The organism is Microbacterium enclense, from assembly GCF_001456955.1.
Classification (GTDB): domain Bacteria; phylum Actinomycetota; class Actinomycetes; order Actinomycetales; family Microbacteriaceae; genus Microbacterium; species Microbacterium enclense.
The window spans coordinates 543,606-561,374 of the sequence record NZ_KQ758467.1; the positions used below are offsets into that span (position 1 = coordinate 543,606).

Genomic DNA, 17,769 nt, shown 5'->3' on the forward strand with positions numbered 1-17,769 from the left:
GCGGTCAGGGGTGTCGGAGCCGGCGGGTAACGTAGGTGCATGGCGACGACGGCGGGGCGAGGCATCCTGGCCCTCGGCGTCATCGGAGTTCTTCTCGTCTCCGGTGTCATCCTCGCCGTGGTGGTCGATCCGTTCACCCGCCAACCGATGACGGTGGGGCCCGCGACCGAGTGGTCGGCGCGCGTCCTCCTGGTGCTCGGGGTGGCCTGGGTGGGAATCGGCATGGTGTCGGCACGCACGCGGCTCGTGCGCCGACCGGGAGCCGCGGCGGCACGCGCGACGTGGATCGCGTCGTCGAGACCCTGGCGGGCGCGGGAGTCGAGTCTCGGCCTGCTGCCGCTGGACCGCTGGCTCATGATCCTCGTCCCGGGTGGCATCCTCGTCGCCACGCGCATCGCGCAGGCTCCGCGCGACGGGCTGTGGAGCGTCGGGTTGGCGATCCTGGGGTGGCTGGTGTTCGCCGTCGCCGTGCGTCTGCTGCTCGGACGACGCTCGCCGTGGCCCATCATCGCCGCGGTCGGCGGTGCCATCGTGCTGCGCTGTGTGGTGGCTCTGGTCGCCGTGTCGCTCTCGGGGCCCGGCGGCGTCTGGCCGGAGCTGTGGTCGTCGCCCGCCCTGCGCACCCTCTACGTGACGGTGGCGTTCGCCCTGGTCGCGTGGGTGTTCGTCGTCGCGGGGTGGTCGCTGGCCGCGCAACTCGGACCCCGTCGAGCGACGGGTGTCGCGCTCGCCGGAATGGGCGTGGCCTACGCGCTGCCGGCCGCGACGATCGCCGTCGTGGGGGCGCGCAATGCGCTGCGCTCCTGGAACGAGCAGATCGGCGTGCTGCCCTGGGACCTCGCTCGCCTGACCGGAGTGCGCGAGGGAGTGTTCCCCGTCGAGGTCGTCGCGACCACCGCGTTGATCGGCGCCATGGTCACCCTCGTCGGCATTCTGCTCGCCCTGCCGAAGCGCGCAGCCGGCCGGGTGCGCTGACGCGGTTCCCCCGCGCTGTCGCCGAGGCCGCCGGCCGGGCGCTCGGCGCGAGCGATGGTCCGTCGCCGCCCGAGCGTTCCCTCACGAACAGCGCCGCGAGCGCGAGTGCTTCGCGCGCCAGCGCGGCGTCGCAGAGCCCGCCGGCCCGGCGCTCCGGGCGACGACTCTCAGCGCGTGAGCGTCTTGTCGAAGGGTCCGCCTCGGCGGATCTCGCGCACCTCGGTTCCGAGCGGCATGAGCGACACCGGCACGAGCTTGAAGTTCGCGATGCCGAGCGGGATGCCGATGATCGTCACGCACAGCAGCAGGCCGGTGAAGATGTGCCCCAGCGCCAGCCACCAGCCGGCGAGGACGACCCAGACGATGTTGCCGAGCAGCGAACCGAGGCCGGCCGTGGGCTTCGACACCGTCTCACGACCGAACGGCCACAGGGCGTAGACGCCGATGCGGAACGACGCGATGCCCCACGGGATCGTGATGACGAGGATGCAGAGCACCACACCCGCGGCGAGGTAGCCGAGGAAGAGCCAGAAGCCCGACAGGACCAGCCACAGGATGTTGAGGATGAGGCGCATGGGTTCATCTTCGCGGCCGCGGCTGAGTGGCATCCACGGTTTGACAGGGTGCGCCTAACCGGGTGAGAAGGCGCGCGCAAGCGCCCTCTGCGTCTCGCCCGACCGGTTTAGCGTGAACCCATCGAGGAAAGGGAACCCCATGTCTGACGTCACCCGCGCCACGCCGGAACGCCGCATCCTGTCGAGCTTCAGCGACTACACGGGGGCTCAGGCCGCCGTCGATCGTCTCTCCGACGCCGGGTTCCCCGTCGAGCACACCGCCATCGTGGGACACGGCGTGCGCATCGTCGAGCAGGTGACGGGGCGTCTGACGCGGGCTCGCGCCGCGGGCCTCGGCGCCGCTTCGGGCGCGTGGTTCGGCCTGATGATCGGCGTGTTGATCGGACTGCTGAGCCCCGGGGGGTTCCTCGGGCTGCTGCTGCTGGGTCTCGTGCTGGGCGCGGTGTGGGGAGCCGTCTTCGGTTTCATCGGCCACGCCTTCACGGGCGGCCGTCGCGACTTCTCGTCGGTGCAGGGCTTCGAGGCCGAGCGGTGGGACGTGACGGTGGATGCCGAGCACTTCTCGCGCGCGCAGTCGCTGCTGTCGTCGGGCGCGGCGGGCGAAGCGCGGGCGTAGGTGGACACCTCGCGGGGTGCGATCGTCGTGGCCGCATCACCACCCCGGCCCATCGGGGGTACCTGACGAAGAGCCCGTGCAAGACGGGCGTCTACATCGCGGCGACGAAGCGCGACTCGACCGGGATGCGCTCGTCGAGTACCTTCCGCAGGGAGCCGCTCCCTCGCCAGTCCGCCCCGTCGATGCCGATGATGCCCCCTCGTGACGAGACGAGCGTCCACGAATCCTCAGCGTCGTCGCGGCGTGCGAGCACGACCTCGCGCCAGATGATCTCGTAGGCCCCGGTCTCGGGCGCGAAGTACGTGACGCGTTCGTCGTCGATGACGAGTCTGTGTCCGCGCAGGCCGCGGAACAGACGGGGTGAGAACACCGCCACGCCTGGACGGGACAGCTCTCTGATTCGCTGCGCCTGCGTCAGGGTCGCGTAGAACGGGGGCTCCAGCGGGGCGGGCGCCAGCTGCAGTTCAGCGCCGAGCTTCGCGTCGTCGCCCTCGAGCGCCGTGACCTCCACCGAGACGAGCAGGGTGGGCATCGACGCGCTGAGGACCGTCGCGAGGGCCGCTTCGGAGACGGTCGACGGATCGATCGGCGTCCGGCCTGGTCGCGACGTGCCACGGAGGACGGCGACGGCGTGCGAGAGCAGGCCCTCCGCCCTGGCCTCGGGGTCACGGAAGGCGGCGCGCCAGTCCTCCTCGGCTTCTCGCCGAGCCTCGGGATCGACCCCGGACGACGTGATGCGGCGCAGGATCTCACAGGCGGCTGCTGCGACTTCGGCGGCCTTCTCGGCCGGGACTTCGAGGTGGAATGCGGCGAACAACGCCGTCGTGCTCCAGTCGCCGACGAAGACGTCGACGGCATAGACGAGGTGGCGCTCGTGCCGCAACTCGTTCATCAGCGTGTTCTGGATGCCGGCGATCGCTAGGGTCAAAGCCTCGGATGGGCCGCCTTGCATGAGCAGGGACAGCGTCACCCCCGGCCCGACGGACGCGGTGTAGCCGGAGAGTCCGGTGTCGGTGCAGGGGTCGCGATCCAGCGAGCCGTGGAGGGAGGGTGCCGGCAGGCTCACATCGATGGTGCCCGCTTCCAGGCCCGTCACGACGACGGCCGCGTTTTCGCGGTGCAACCAACGTCGGACGAAGTCGACGACCTCTTCGACTCCGTGCGCGGTGTGTGCCGGCGCGCCGAGGTCGAGGAGACCCAGACCCTTCGCGCCGAATCGCTCGCTGAGCGCCCCGAGGCCCGGGTGCGAGTGGCCCTCGCCCAACTCGACGGCGATCACCTTCTGCTGTGCGACGATCTCGTCGGGCGTGATCGAGGAGAGCGTGCTGATCGCCCGCGCCGCATCGCGCAGGAAACGTACGACCAAGTCGGCGTCTCCGCGCGCGACGAAGGCGATCGAGTCGTCACTCGTGAAGGCGTTCACGCTTTGCCCGCGCGCACGGGCGCGGTCCATCACGAGGTGCTCGACGAGGTGGGCGAGTCCTGCCGAGCGTGGCGTCTCATCGCGGCGCCCGACGGCGAAGACGAGCGCGCCGCTGACCAGGGGAGAATCGGGAAGAGAGAAGACGGGGATTCCGTCGTGAGAGGTGAGTTCGTACTCGGCGGCCATCGCGCGATCCCTTCGTCCTCGTCACCGTAGCGGAAGTGCCCCACGCCGCCCGCCGGGGCCGATGTCGGAGGCCCCGCTTAGACTTGACCCCGCCATGACCGACGCCTCCACGCCCCTCATCGTCGGCGGTCCCGCACCGTCGGACGCCCGCCCCGACGCCGACCTCCTGCAGGGTCTGAACGGTCCTCAGCGCGAGGCCGTCACCTACCGCGGGCAGGCTCTGCTCATCGTCGCGGGCGCGGGCTCGGGCAAGACGAGCGTGCTCACGCGACGCATCGCGTCGCTGCTGCGCACGCGCGAGGCGTACCCGAGCCAGATCCTCGCCATCACCTTCACCAACAAGGCAGCGGGCGAGATGCGGGAGCGCGTGCACCAGCTCATCGGCCAGAAGGCCGACGGCATGTGGATCTCGACGTTCCACTCCGCATGCGTGCGCATCCTCCGCCGCGAGGCCGAGCAGTTCGGGTTCACCAAGGCGTTCACCATCTACGACTCCGGCGATTCGCGCGCCCTGATCAAGCGCCTCGTCAAAGAGCACGAGGGCGACTCATTCGGGCTGACCCCGGCGGGCACGCAGAGCCGCATCTCGAAGCTGAAGAACGAACTGGCCGATGCCGAGTCCTACGCGCGGTCGGCGAACATGAGCGATCCGGCCGAGCGCGTCTTCGTCGAGATCTTCTCCTCGTACCAGCGAGAGCTCCAGCGGGCCAACGCCTTCGACTTCGACGACCTCATCGCCCAGACCGTCTATCTGTTCCGCGCGTTCCCTCAGGTGGCCGACGTCTACCGCAAGCGGTTCCGCCACATCCTGGTCGACGAGTACCAAGACACCAACCACGCGCAGTACGCGCTCATCCACGAGCTGACGCGGCCGATCGGCTCCGACGCCGAGCCGTTCTCGTCGGGCGGCATGATGATCTTCGACGCCGACCCTTCGACAGGCTCAGGGGACTACGAGGGTGCCGCATCCCTCACCGTCGTCGGCGACTCCGACCAGTCGATCTACGCGTTCCGCGGCGCCGACATCCGCAACATCAGCGAGTTCGAGCGCGACTACCCGGGCGCCAAGGTCGTGCTGCTCGAGCAGAACTACCGCTCCACGCAGAACATCCTGTCGGCCGCCAACGCGGTCATCGCGAACAACTTCGACCGCAAAGACAAGAAGCTGTGGACCGACGTCGGCGCGGGCGACCCCATCATCGGCTTCACCGGCTACTCGCAACACGACGAGGCCCAGTTCGTCGCCGACGAGATCGAGGCGCTGCACAAGAAGGGCGTCGACTACTCCGGCGTCGCCGTGTTCTACCGCACCAACTCGCAGTCCCGTGCGCTGGAAGAGATCTTTATCCGCTCGGCCGTGCCCTACAAGATCATGGGCGGCACCAAGTTCTACGAGCGCGCCGAGATCAAAGACGCCCTCGCCTACCTCGTCGCCGTCGCCAACCCCGCCGACGGCATGGCCGTGCGTCGCATCCTGAACCGCCCGCGCCGCGGTATCGGCGACGTCACCGAGACCGCCATCGCCCGCTACGCCGCCGAGCACGGCATCACCTTCCGCGACGCCCTCGCCAACTCGGCGCAGCTCGGCGTGGGCCCCAAGCTGCAGAAGGCCATCGATCAGCTCGACGCGGTGCTCACCGAGGCCACGGCCGTCATGCTCCCGGCATCCGGAGAGCTCGCTCCGTCCACGTCGGTCACCGAGGGGCTCACCCTGCTGCTGAACAAGAGCGGCTACTTCGACGCCCTGCGCGCCAGCAAAGACCCGCAAGACGAAGCGCGGCTCGAGAACCTCGACGAGCTCGTCGCCGTGACCCGCGAGTTCGCGCGCAACAACCCCGAGGGCACGATCATCGACTTCCTCACCGAGGTGACTCTCGTGGCCGATGCCGACGACCTCGACGACGCGTCGGGTTCCGTGTCGCTCATGACCCTGCACACCGCCAAGGGCCTCGAGTACGACGCGGTGTTCCTCACCGGTGTCGAAGAAGACCTGCTGCCGCACCGCATCTCGGCGAACGAGCCGGGCGGTCCGCAAGAAGAGCGTCGCCTGTTCTACGTCGGCATCACCCGCGCTCGCAAGCGCCTGCACGTCTCGCTCGCCATGACCCGTGCGCAGTTCGGCGAGGTCACCGTCGCGATGCCGAGCCGGTTCCTGCAAGAGATCCCCGCCGACCTCATCGACTGGCGCCAGTCGCCGGGCGACGTCAACGGCCGCGGCGGGTCGCAATCGCGTGCGCTGAATGCGCGCGGTCGACGCCCCGGACAACCCGGGGGCGGCGGCAACCGTTACGGCGACGACCTCGTGCCGCTGCCCAAGCGCGCACCCGCCGACCCGAGCAAGTTCCCCAACCGCATCCCCGCGAAGGTGCGCGACAACGGCGACATGGTACTCGCGTCGGGTGACCGCATCCGCCACGACGACTTCGGCGAAGGGCGTGTGGATGCCGTGACGGGCGAGGGTGCGAAGCGTGTGGCGCACGTGCGTTTCGACACGGTCGGACCGAAGAAGCTGCTGGTCAAGATCGCACCGATCGCGAAGCTCTGAGGCACGTGAGGCCGGTCGGGTGAAACGCCCCGGCTAGGCTTGCCCAATGGCTCTCTTCTCGCGCCGCAAGAAGTCCGACTCCGACGACGCATCGGCCGACCGGCCCGACACCACGATCGAACCGGGCGAGCAGCCCGTCGACCCCGCCGGCCCGAGCGACGCCGCTCCGGCGACCGACACGGGTGATGCGGCGGAAGCCCCCGCCGCGGAGGCGACACCGACGGTCGGCATCTCGATGTCGTCGTTCCGCGGTGTCGGCGCCGCGCCCGAAACCCCGGCCGAGGCCTCGGCCCCGCCGGTCGCTGCACGTCCGTCGGCGCGGCAGCCCGGCGCGATGGTCGCGCCCGAAGCGCCCGAGACGATGCCCGGTCTGCGCGACAACGTGCTGCTCAGCAACGCCCTCGCCGAGATCGAGGGCACGGCCGAGCCCGCGCAGCTGCTCAACGTCGCGCGTCAGCTGCTGCAGGGACACGTCTTCCTCCGCGTCAAGGGCAACGCCCGGGCGCTGATGGAAGAGGGGAAAGACCTGCCTCTCGCCGTCGCCAACAACGGCGACGAACAGCTCGTGCTCGGCTACAGCGGCGGCATGGCCCTGCGTGCCAGCGTCGACGCCGACGGCGACCTCGACACGTCGGCGATGGCGCAGCCCGTGCTCGCGCTGCTGCGCCACATCATCGACGGCCCCTACGCCGGCATCGTGCTCAACCCCGCCGCCGCGAACGGGCGAGCGGTGCTGCCCAAGGCGCTGCTCGAGCGCATGGTGGCCGAGGTCGACCCGCAGCTGCGCATCAAGACGGCCCTGTGCGACGAGCGCACGGATGCCACGGCCTCCACCGTCGTCGACGCCATCGTCGATGACGCGCCGATGTGGATCGCCGTCAACCAGACCGAAGAGGGCGGCCCCATGGGGGTCGCCGAGTCGCGCGCGGCGACGGGTGAGCGCTTCCTCGAGGTGTTCTCGCACCCGCTCGAACTCCTCGCGCTCGGCCGGGGCGACCAGCCGCTGCCGATCCGCAAGATCCAGTTGGCCAAGGCGCTGGCACAGGATGCCGGGCTCACCGGCATCCTGATCGACGCGGCGGGTCCGTGGATCCGGCTCGACCGCGACGAGCTCGCTCCGGTCATCGCCCTCGCCGCCGAGGAGGCTGCGCCGACGGCCTGACTATCCGGACGATCGACGGGCCGCTCCCCCGAAGGGAGCGGCCCGTCGCGGTTCGGGCTGCGGGTGTCGATCGGTGAGTCGCGGTCGGCTGGGCCGGGAGAGTGCCGCGGTTGGTCGGCGGGAGGGTGCTGCGGTTGGTTGGCCTGGGATGGGGCCGCGGTTGGTTGGCGCGGGAGGGTGCCGCGCTCCGGAGTTATGGTGCGCCTGGGGCGGAGACGACGTTTGCGCTCGCTGTCACCGCCAGAGTTTCCGGAGTCCGGCACGCCCGCCGCGGTTCGGGCTGCGGGTGTCGGGCGGGGAGGCGCGGTCGGCCGGCCCGGGATGGTGCCGCGGTTGGTTGGCGCGGAATGGTGCCGCGCTCCGGAGTTATGGTGCGCCTGGGGCGGAGACAACGTTTGCGCTCGCTGTCACCGCCAGAGTTTCCGGAGTCCGGCACGCCCGCCGCTCGCTCGGCGTCGCGGAGCCGGCACCGCGCCGCCACCGCCTGAGACCTCGATGCGTCAGCGTGCGCGTCAGACGCCGTAGAGCTCGCCGACCGGCACCGCCACGGGCAGCACATTGCCCGCCGGGGCCAGGGGGCACGCCCACATCGGGTCGTACGCGCACGACGGGTTGTAGGCGAAGTTGAAGTCGATGACCAGGGTGTCAGGGGTATCCCCTCGGCCCAGGTCGGCGCCCTTGATCGTGTCGAGCAGGTAGCGTCCGCCGCCGTAGGTGCCGCCCGGGCGACCGGCGGCGGCATCCCGAACGGGAACGAACAGGCCGCCGCCGTACGACGTCAGCCGCCACACGTCGAGAGACCCCGTGTCGGGCAGCTCGACGCGGCCGATGCGCTCGAAGCCGACCTCTCCGTCGGTGCCGGTCGTGGCGACGAACGACGCCTGGTCGGCGTCGAGCAGGGGCACCTCGAAGCGCCAGGCGGCGTCGTAGGGCGCGAGCGGCAGGCCGACGAAGCCGTCGCGTTGCTCCGGGAGCAGGGGGGTGGCCGGGTGGTGGGCGAAGAGCGCGTCGCGCTCGATGCGCCACAGCTCGTGGGCCTCTTCGGGGTCGTCGGCCTCGCGCACGGCGTCGTAGAGGGCGAAGACGCGGCGGCGCCAGTCGGCGATGTCGAGGGCGGTGCGGGCGGCGGCGCTGGTCATGACTCGAGCGTAGGCGGATGCCGGGAGTCGCGGCCTGGGCTGGACACCGGCCGCGGTCGTCCCCGCTCGGCGAAGACGGTGCACGGGCGCGAGATCCGGAACGCAACGGGCAGACACGGCCCCGATCCGCGCACTAGCGTCGGGGCATGGCATCCCCCCGCATCACGCTGACCGTGCCGGGCCCCGACGGCGATCGCGAGGTCGGTATCTCGAACCCCGATCGCGTGCTCTGGCCCGAGGTGGGCATCACCAAGCGCGAGCTCGCCGAGTACCTGATCGCCGTCGCCGACCCGTTCATCGCGGCGAACGGGCACCGGCCGGTGTCGCTCGAACGTTTCCCGGACGGCGTCGGTGGCGAGGCGTTCTTCTCGAAGAACCCGCCGAAGGGGGCGCCGGCCTTCGTCGAGGCCGTGACCGTGACGTACAACAGTGGGCGTCGGCATCCGCAGCTCTTCCTCGGAGAGATCGCGTCGGCGGTGTGGGCCGCGCAGATGAACACGATCGTGTTCCACCCGTGGGCGTCCCTCGCCAGTGACGCCGACCATCCGATCGAGCTGCGCATCGATCTCGACCCGCAGCCCGGCACGGGCATCGCCGAGGCGGTCACCGCGGCGCACGAGCTGCGGAAGGTGCTGCACGAGGCGGGCCTCGAGGCCTGGATCAAGACGAGCGGCAACCGCGGCCTGCACGTGTTCTGCCCGATCGAGCCGACGCACGAGTTCCTCGACGTGCGGCACGCGGTCATCGCCGCGGCGCGTGAGTTGGAGAGACGGATGCCGGATGCCGTGACCACCAGCTGGTGGAAGGAGGAGCGGGGCGAGCGCATCTTCGTGGACTTCAATCAGGCGAACCGCGACCGCACGATGGCGGGTGCGTACTCGCCCCGGGCCCTTCCGACGGCGACCGTGTCGACGCCGGTGACGTGGGACGAGCTCGACGGTCTCGACCCGCTGGCGTTCACCGTGCGTTCGATTCCCGAGCGCCTGGCATCCATCGGCGACCCGTGGGCCGGGTTCGGCGACAAGCCCGGGCGCATCGACACGCTCTTGGAGTGGTGGCAGCGCGACCTCGACAACGGCCTCGGCGAGCTGCCCTTCCCGCCCGAATTCCCGAAGATGCCGGGCGAACCGCCCCGCGTGCAGCCCTCGCGGGCGAAGACCCCGGCGGCGGACTGACCGGCATCGTCGCATCCCATCGGGAAGGATGCCACCGCACACCCGATTGTTCACCCAACGGTGAGAACGCCGGGTGAACGTTCATCCGCGAGTGACCTGAGATTCGTTCTCACGAGAGGAGCTTCCGTCAGCGTGGACGACGACCGGCCCCCGGCGGTCGGTGAATCCCATACGGAACGGAAGCGAACACATGAACAAGCGCACGACCGGACGCACGCGTCTGATCGTCCTGAGCACCGTCGCGGGCGTCGCCCTCGGTGCCACCCCCGCTGTCGCCGCCTCGGCGGAGACCACGACGGACCCCGTCCCCCGGAACGTCATCGTGCTCATCTCGGACGGCGGCGGCTACAACCAGTTCGACGCCGCTCGCCTGTACGAGAACGGCACGAGCTACCAGCAGGTCGAGGTCGCGCCGAACTCCGGCACGGCCACGAAGATCCCCGGCACGAAGAGCGAGGTCTACGACGACTTCCCCGTGCAGATCGCGCAGTCGCACTACTCCGCGGGCGGTCGCGCGGCTTACACGCCCGAGCAGGCGTGGGGCGACTTCAGCTGGGTGGCATCGGGTGCGACCGACTCCGCCGCCGCCGGCACCGCGCTCGGCACCGGTGTGAAGACCACCAACGGCACCCTCGGCTTCGCCCCCGACGGCACGCGTCTGCTGACCGTCGGCGAGCAGGCCATGGAGGTCGGCAAGAAGGTTGGCCTGGTCACGAGCGTGCCCTTCAACCATGCCACCCCCGCCGGCTTCATCGCGCACAACAAGAGCCGCAACGACTATCACGGTCTCGCCACCGAGATGATCGACTCGGGCGTCGACGTGCTCATCGGCGGCGGCCACCCGAACTACACGGATGCAGGCACCTCGCGCGCATCGCACTTCGGTGCGGGGTCGTGGATCTCGCAGGCCGACTTCACGCGCGTCACGCAAGGCCAGACGCCCTTCTCGTACATCGAGAGCAAGGCCGACTTCGAGCGCGTCGCCGACGGCCAGAACGTGCCCGACAAGCTCTTCGGCCTCGCGCGCGTCGCCGAGACGTTCCAGTACAACCGCCCCGGCCTCGCCAACAGCACGGTACTGCCCTTCACCGACGCGGCGAATGCCGACGTCCCTTCGCTCGCCACGTCGGCGAAGGCCGCGCTGAACGTGCTCGAGAAGGACGAGGACGGCTTCTTCCTCATGGTCGAGAGCGGCGCGGTCGACTGGGCCGGTCACGCCAATCAGACCACGCGCATCGTCGAGGAGCAGCTGTCGTTCAACGACTCCGTCGACGCCGTCACCGACTGGGTCGAGAACAACTCCAGCTGGGACGAGACGCTCGTCATCGTCACCGCCGACCACGAGACCGGCTACCTCGCCGGCCCCGGCGCCGGCACCGAGAAGGGGTGGACCGCCCTGACCGGCACCGCGGGCCAGCTGCCGAACGTGTCGTGGCACTCGGGTGGCCACACCAACGCGCTCGTGCCGCTGTACGCGAAGGGCGCCGGCGCCGAGGTGCTCACCGCCCGTGCCACCAGCTGGGACTTCGTCCGCGGTGCGTACCTCGACAACACCGACCTCGGCAAGACGATCTTCGACGCCCTCGGGCACGCGGATGCCGAGGGTGACGCCGTCGGCGTCGAAGCCTCGGTGCCCCTGCCGGCCCACGCCGGCCAGCTGAGCCTCGCCCTGCCCGACATCGACGGTCCGGTCACCTTCGCCGGTGACGCCTCGGCGCAGCGGGCCGAGCTGCCCGAGGTCGTCGTGAACGACTCCCGCAACGAGGCGCAGGCCCAGGGGCGCGGATGGACGCTGTCGGGTTCGGCATCCGCGTTCGTCGCCGGTAACCGCTCGTTCGGTGCCGACAACCTCAGCTGGACGCCGAAGGTCGTGCGCACGGCCGCGGGTGCCGCCGCCGGTGGCACCGCAACGCTCGACAAGCCCGCCACCCTCGCCGACGCCGGTCGCGTCGAGCGCGTGGGCGAAACCGTCGTCGCCGCCGACCTGGCGCTGACCATCCCCGCGACCGTCGAAAGCGGCCGCTACGGCAGCGAGATCACCCTCACGCTGTTCGCGAAGGACTGACCCCTTCGGCCGGTGCGCTCCCGACCGGGGGCGCACCGGCTCCTTCGTGCTCTGGCGTTCGGCCGGGTGGCCGCCCGCCCGCCGACGTGGGCTCGCCGACTCGTTCGTTATCCGCGTTCGGCCGGGGTTGCCGCTCGACCGCCGTCGCCCGCGTCCTGCACCCGCTTCTGTTCCCGTCGCGTCGCCCACGAGCGTTCCGACCCTTCCACTCCCGACCCGAGGTGACCCGTGTTCCCCCGCACCCCCGCTCTCGCCGCGGCCATCGCCGCTGCCGTGCTGCTTCTTTCCGCCGCTCCGCCGCCGCCGTCACCGTCGACCCGGCGCCGACCTCTGCGTCCGCCGCGCAATGGGCGGTCGCGCCGGCTTCGTCCGCCGGGCCCGACGGGCGCATCTCGTTGCGCCACACGATCGACCCGGGATCCGGCGTCGACGATGCGATCGCCGTGTCGAACCTGGGCACCGCACCCGCGACCTACACCGTGGCACCGGGCGATGGCATCCTGGGCGACAGCGGTGCCTTCGACATCGCCGCGGGCGACCCGCAGGAGTCGGGCGCCTGGATCACCGTCGACGGATTGGACGCCGGCACGGTGACCGTGGCGCCGGGGGAGACCCGCGTGCTCCCCGTCCGCATCGACGTGCCCGGCGGGGCCACCCCGGGCGATCACCCCGCCGGCATCGTCGTCGGGGTCACGCGCTCGAGCGACGGTGTCGCGGTCACCAACCGCGTCGGCGTGCGTGTGCACCTGCAGGTGGCCGGCGACATCGTCCCGGCGCTGGACGTGGCTGACGTCACCGCGACGTTCACGCCGGCGCTCGTGCCTTTCGCTCCCGGGACGCTGCGCGTGGAGACGCGGGTCGAGAACACCGGCAACGTGCGCCTCGGTGCGCTCGCCGCCGTCTCGGGGGCGGGTGTCGATGCCGCCGCGCTCACGGGCGACCCCGCCGAGCTGCTGCCGGGCGACAGCGCCACCGTCGTGACCGAGACGAGCGCCTGGCCCGTCTTCGCGCTGTTCGGCACGAGCACGGTGCGCCCCGTGGTGCTCGGCGACGACGCCGTCACCGCGCCCGCCGTCGTGGAGGAGGGCTTCACGACGCCGGCGGTGTCGTGGACGGGTGCGGCCGTCCTGCTGCTGGCGGTGGGTGCGATCGCGGCGGCGGTGGCGAAGCGGCGCCGCCGACGTGCCGGACGGGCTGAGGCGGCGGCGGATGCCGAGGTGCCTGCGGATGCCGAGACGCCGGCGGATGCGGAGACGCCTGCGGATGCCGAGGCATCGGCGCTCGGGCGGGTGGACGTCGGCGCGCGGTAAGGCTGCGGCGGGGGCGTAGCGAGGTTTGGGGCGGGATCGGCGGGTTGGGGCGGGAATTTTCCGCCCCAACGTGCGGAATCCGCCCCAATCGGGGCTCGGGCGCCGAGACGGGGCGGCCACTGCGCGCCCCGGTGCACGCGCCGAACCCGGCGCGGGCCCCGCCCCGCCGCACCGCGGGCGCGGAGCCCGCGCGAGCGTCAGTCGAGCACGTCGCCGAGGTCGTACGAGGTCACCGTCTCGAGCTGCGCGAACGTGCATGATCGGGCGTCGCGGTCGGGACGCCAGCGGTCGAACTGCACCGTGTGACGGAAGCGCATGCCCTCGAGCTGGTCGTAGCGCACCTCGAGCACGAGCTCGGGGCGCAGCCGCACGAACGACACGTCCTTCGACGCCGAGAAGCGCGAGCGGTCGGTTTCGCCCACGATGGCTTCGCCCTCGGCATCCCGTTCCACGAGCGGCGCGAGTTCGTCGATGAGCTCCCGGCGTTTCTTGTCGGTCCACGCCGAGACCCCGCCGACACCGTGCAGACGGCCGTCGTCGTCGTACAGGCCGACGAGGAGAGAGCCCACGCCCTCGCCGGACTTGTGGATGCGATAGCCCAGGGCCACCACATCGGCGGTGCGGGCGTGCTTGATCTTGAACATCGTGCGCTTGTTCGGCGCGTACGGCTGGGCGAGGGGCTTGGCGATCACGCCGTCGAGGCCCGCGCCCTCGAACTCGGCGAGCCAGCGGCGGGCGAGGTCGGGGTCGTCGGTGGTGCGGGTGACGTGCACGGGGTGCGGAACGCTGCCGAGCAGGTCTTCGAGCTGCGCCCGCCGCTCCGAGAACGGCTCGTTCTGCAGGTCGCGGTCGCCGCGGGCGAGCAGGTCGAACGCGATGAACATCGCCGGAGTCTCTTGCGACAGCATGTTCACACGGGATGCCGCGGGGTGGATGCGCTGCGACAGGGCTTCCCAATCGAGGCGCTGCGCACCCCTCTCGCCGCGCGCGACGACGACCTCGCCGTCGATGAGGCACGGCTCGGGCAGGATCTCGGAAAACGCCGCGACGAGCTCAGGGAAGTACCGGGTGAGCGGCTTGGCGCCGCGGCTGCCGATCTCGACGTCGGTGCCGTCCCACGACACGAGGGCGCGGAACCCGTCCCACTTGGGTTCGTAGCTGAAACCGCCCTCGACCTTGCCGTGCTCGGGGACCGTGGGCACCGACTTCGCCAGCATCGGGGCGGGGATGTCGTACGCCATGGCCGTCAGCTCTCGTTGCCCGACAGGGGCACAGGGTTCTTGCGCTTCTTGCGGCGCGCCCACTCGGCGGGCTTGTCGGGGCCGTTCCAGACCGTGATGATGCCCCACACGACGGCGGTGAGCGGCACGGCGAGCAGGGTGCCCAGGATGCCGCCGATCGCGGTGCCGCCGGCGAGCACGACGAGCACGACGAACGAGTGCAGCTTCATCGAGCGGCCCATGAGGACCGGCTGCAGGAAGTTGCCCTCGAGCTGATTGACCAGCACCACGATGCCGACGACGACGAGGGCGATGATCGGGCCGTTCGTGACGAGCGCCACCAGTGCGGCGAGGATGCCGGCGGTCACCGCGCCGACGATCGGGATGAACGCCAGCAGGAAGACGAGGACGGCGAGGGGCAGGGCGAGCGGCACCTGCAGGATCGCGAGGCCGATGCCGATGCCGATCGCGTCGACGGCCGCGACCGAGGCGGTTCCGCGCACGTACGAGCCGAGCACGGTCACCGTCTTGTCGCCGATGCGACGGGCGCGCTCGTAGTCGCTGCCGTGGAAGGGACGGAGCACGAACTCCCACATGCGGGGACCGTCTTTGAGGAAGAAGAACAGGATGACGACCATCAGCACGAAGCCCGTCACGAAGGAGGCGACCGCGCTCACGCCGGCCAGTGCGCTCGTGCCGAAGTCGGAGCTGGTGAGGAAGCCCTGGATGCCCTGGATCGCCTGATTGACCTGGTCTTGCGAGATGGCGAAGGGAAGCGTGTGGTACCAGTCCTGCGCGCGCTGGAAGCCCTCGACGGCCTGGGAACTGAGCGTCGGCCACTGATTGATCACGGCGTTGACGACGAGCCACCCGAGGGCGGTCAGCACGGCCACCACGGCCAGCAACGTGAGCAGCGTGGCGATCACGGCGGGCACGCCCTTGCGCCGCAGCCACATGGTGACCGGGCCGAATGCGGAGGCGAAGATGAGCGCGAGGATCAGCGGGATGATCACCAGCGTCACCTGTCGGATGCCCCAGATGAGGCCCGCGACGAGGACGACGACGATGATGATCTGCACGGCCCGCACCGCGAGGCGCCCGAAGCCGTCGGCCCACAGGCTGCGGGGCGGGGGCTGAACCGCCTCGGCGACGGATTCGACCGCACGGCGAGGAGCGGGGTGTCGAGAGAAGAGGCCCATGCTCACACGGTAGTGGGGGCTTCCGACATCGCCCGCGCGGGTTGCGCGGGGTCGGGCCGCGGATTAGGCGGCGCACCCGCAGTACCGCTGTCATCCGTCGACGAAGCGCCTCTCCGCGCCGCCGGGCCGCGGCATCCTGGCCCGTGCGTAGCCGCACGGTGCCCGTCAGTTCGCCGGGCCTCAGCATCCATCGCCGCGCACCGCCGCAGCGCACAGCCCGCCGCGCCCCGGCATCCCGGATCAGGTGAACGCGCTCATACCGGTGATGTCGCGGCCCAGCAGCAGCGCCTGCACGCTCTCGGTGCCCTCGTACGTGTGGATCGCCTCGATGTCGGCCATGTGCTGCATGACGCCGTTCTCGAGGAGGATGCCGTTGCCGCCGAGCAGGTCGCGCGCGATCGCGGCCACCCGGCGCGCGGCACGCGTGTTGTGGTACTTCGCGAGCGACGCCTGGGTCGGGCGGAGTCCGCCGGACGTCTCGAGATCGGCGAGGCGGCGGCAGTACAGCTGCATCGCGGTCAGCTCGTCGAGCATCTGCGCGAGGCGCTCCTGCACCATCTGGAAGGCCGCGAGCGGCTTGCCGAACTGCATGCGCTCGGTGGCATACGTCCGAGCGATCTCGTAGCAGGCGGTCGCGTGACCCAGTGCCGACCACGCGACGCCGGAGCGTGTGGCGTACAGCACGCGCGAGGCGTCTTTGAAGGTGTGCGACCCGGGCAGCACGGCATCCGCCGAAAGACGCACGTCATCCATCGCGATGTGAGCCTGATGGATGCCGCGCAGCGACACCTTTCCGGTGATGACGGTGCCGACGTAGCCCGGAGTGTCCTGCTCGACGAGGAAGCACCGCACGGCACCGTGGTCGTCGCCGCCGTCGTTCGCGACGCGGGCCCAGACGAAGGTGATGCCACCGGACGCTCCGTTGCCGATCCACTTCTTCGTGCCGCTCAGCGACCAGCCCCCGGTCCCTGAGCCTGTCGAAGGGACCCACGTCGCGGTGGTCTCGAGCGAGACGGAGTCGGAGCCGTGGTCGGGCTCGGTCAGCGCGAAGGCGCCGAGCGTCGTGCCGTCGGCCAGCGGGCGCAGCCAGCGCTGCTGCTGCTCGGTCGAGCCGAAGAGGGCGAGGGTGCGCAGGGCCAGTCCGCCCTGTACGGCGAGGGCGGTCGCGAGGGAGCCGTCGTGGCGCGATATCTCCATATTGACCAGGCCCGCGGCCAGCGGCGAGGTGTGCGGGAGGTCGGGGTGCTCGATGCCGTCGGTGTACAGCTCCAACTCACCCATGCGCTGGACGAGCTCGACGGGGTAGGTCGCGGCATCCCACTCGCCCTGCATGCGCGTGCCGACCTCGTCGGCGAACGCCTTGGCGCGGTCCCAGACGGCGCGGTCGGCGTCGGGAATGTCGGCGAACACCGCGTAATAGTCGGTGTCGCGACGACCCAGCAGGTCGTAGCGGGCGACACGCTCGCCGGGGAGCGTACGGGCATCGGCGTCGATGGTCATGGTTCCCAGTATCGCGCACGTTGGTACTGGGTGTCACTCCCCGCGTCGACGTGCAGCCTACGCTCGGAGAGCGTCGCCCGGTAGGGTCGCGGGCGTGACCTCGCTGACGTTCCTTCCCGCGCTCGACAACCCGCACCTGCTGGCCGAGCCCGTCGCCGCTGCCCTGCAGACTCTCGACCCCGCGACCGCCGCGCGCGTCGAGGTGGCCGAGGTCGACCCGACGCTCGCCGATACCGCCGCTTTCTGCGCGGCGTACGGTCAGAGCCTCGCCATCTCCGCCAACTGCATCGTCGTGCAGGGCTCGCGCGATGCCGAGACGCGCACCGCCGCCTGCCTCGCCCTCGCCACGACCCGGCTCGACGTGAACGGCGTGGTGCGCAAACTGCTCGACGCCCGCAAGGCGACCTTCGCGCCGATGGATGCCGCGGTGTCGGCCACCGGGATGGAGTACGGCGGGATCACCCCTCTCGGCATCCCGGCCGACTGGCGGCTCCTCGTCGACGCGCGCGTGGCGGTGCTGCCGCGGGCGGTGGTGGGTGCCGGCATCCGCGGCGCGAAACTGTTCCTGCCCGGCGAGGTGCTGGCATCCCTGCCCGGGGCCGAGGTGATCGAGGGGCTGGCGAAGCCGAGCGAGTGACGGCCGTAACCGCAGGATCGTGCGATCAGAGGGCGTGGCGGC

General features: G+C 70.9%; 14 protein-coding genes. 8 read left to right on the top strand and 6 right to left on the bottom strand.

Translation table 11 applies throughout. The annotated features are described in order from the left end of the window. The first annotated feature begins 39 nt into the window (after positions 1 to 39). Positions 40 to 975, top strand: coding sequence for a hypothetical protein (locus tag AS029_RS02530; protein ID WP_058230997.1), 936 nt, complete (start codon positions 40 to 42; stop codon positions 973 to 975). A gap of 167 nt (positions 976 to 1,142) precedes the next feature. On the opposite strand, the gene AS029_RS02535 is transcribed toward AS029_RS02530, so the two are convergent. Beyond that, positions 1,143 to 1,550: a YccF domain-containing protein gene (locus AS029_RS02535; RefSeq protein ID WP_058230998.1), complete on the bottom strand. Its 408-nt coding sequence runs from the start codon at positions 1,548 to 1,550 to the stop codon at positions 1,143 to 1,145. A 139-nt stretch (positions 1,551 to 1,689) separates the two neighbouring features. Here AS029_RS02535 and AS029_RS02540 point away from each other — a divergent pair, with 139 nt between their 5' ends. Further along, on the top strand, positions 1,690 to 2,166 hold the full coding sequence (locus AS029_RS02540; RefSeq protein ID WP_058230999.1) for a YflT domain-containing protein: 477 nt from the start codon (positions 1,690 to 1,692) through the stop codon (positions 2,164 to 2,166). 91 nt (positions 2,167 to 2,257) lie between these two features. On the opposite strand, the gene AS029_RS02545 is transcribed toward AS029_RS02540, so the two are convergent. Beyond that, positions 2,258 to 3,775, bottom strand: a complete 1,518-nt coding sequence (locus tag AS029_RS02545) for a M16 family metallopeptidase (RefSeq protein WP_058231000.1) — start codon at positions 3,773 to 3,775, stop codon at positions 2,258 to 2,260. Positions 3,776 to 3,869: 94 nt separating this feature from the next. Here AS029_RS02545 and AS029_RS02550 point away from each other — a divergent pair, with 94 nt between their 5' ends. After that, entirely contained in the window at positions 3,870 to 6,320 is a 2,451-nt protein-coding gene (locus AS029_RS02550; RefSeq protein ID WP_058231001.1) for an ATP-dependent helicase, read from the top strand. 46 nt (positions 6,321 to 6,366) lie between these two features. Next, positions 6,367 to 7,482, top strand: a complete 1,116-nt coding sequence (locus AS029_RS02555) for an SseB family protein (RefSeq protein ID WP_058231002.1) — start codon at positions 6,367 to 6,369, stop codon at positions 7,480 to 7,482. Positions 7,483 to 7,994: 512 nt separating this feature from the next. On the opposite strand, the gene AS029_RS02560 is transcribed toward AS029_RS02555, so the two are convergent. Then, the gene (locus AS029_RS02560; protein ID WP_058231003.1) at positions 7,995 to 8,621 is read right to left on the bottom strand and encodes a DUF1684 domain-containing protein; all 627 of its coding nucleotides are present in this window, start codon (positions 8,619 to 8,621) and stop codon (positions 7,995 to 7,997) included. 146 nt (positions 8,622 to 8,767) lie between these two features. Between AS029_RS02560 and ligD the strand changes: the two genes are divergently transcribed. From ligD to AS029_RS02575, 3 genes are all read left to right on the top strand, one after another. Beyond that, on the top strand, positions 8,768 to 9,796 hold the full coding sequence (ligD, locus tag AS029_RS02565; RefSeq protein ID WP_058231004.1) for a non-homologous end-joining DNA ligase: 1,029 nt from the start codon (positions 8,768 to 8,770) through the stop codon (positions 9,794 to 9,796). A gap of 190 nt (positions 9,797 to 9,986) precedes the next feature. Next, positions 9,987 to 11,861 carry an alkaline phosphatase gene (locus tag AS029_RS02570; RefSeq protein WP_058231005.1) on the top strand — a complete coding sequence of 625 codons (1,875 nt, stop codon included), beginning with the start codon at positions 9,987 to 9,989 and terminating at the stop codon, positions 11,859 to 11,861. 221 nt (positions 11,862 to 12,082) lie between these two features. Then, entirely contained in the window at positions 12,083 to 13,171 is a 1,089-nt protein-coding gene (locus tag AS029_RS02575; RefSeq protein ID WP_139167993.1) for a COG1361 family protein, read from the top strand. Between the two features lie 197 nt (positions 13,172 to 13,368). Here the strand turns inward: AS029_RS02575 and AS029_RS02580 are convergent, their stop codons facing one another. From AS029_RS02580 to AS029_RS02590, 3 genes are all read right to left on the bottom strand, one after another. Further along, on the bottom strand, positions 13,369 to 14,412 hold the full coding sequence (locus AS029_RS02580; RefSeq protein WP_058231007.1) for an ATP-dependent DNA ligase: 1,044 nt from the start codon (positions 14,410 to 14,412) through the stop codon (positions 13,369 to 13,371). 5 nt (positions 14,413 to 14,417) lie between these two features. Next, positions 14,418 to 15,590, bottom strand: coding sequence for an AI-2E family transporter (locus tag AS029_RS02585; protein ID WP_058231008.1), 1,173 nt, complete (start codon positions 15,588 to 15,590; stop codon positions 14,418 to 14,420). Between the two features lie 240 nt (positions 15,591 to 15,830). Then, positions 15,831 to 17,090, bottom strand: a complete 1,260-nt coding sequence (locus AS029_RS02590; protein ID WP_058231009.1) for an acyl-CoA dehydrogenase family protein — start codon at positions 17,088 to 17,090, stop codon at positions 15,831 to 15,833. A 94-nt stretch (positions 17,091 to 17,184) separates the two neighbouring features. Here AS029_RS02590 and AS029_RS02595 point away from each other — a divergent pair, with 94 nt between their 5' ends. Further along, positions 17,185 to 17,727 (top strand): YbaK/EbsC family protein, encoded by a 543-nt coding sequence (locus AS029_RS02595; RefSeq protein ID WP_058231010.1) that lies wholly within the window; start codon positions 17,185 to 17,187, stop codon positions 17,725 to 17,727. Positions 17,728 to 17,769: the final 42 nt, after the last annotated feature.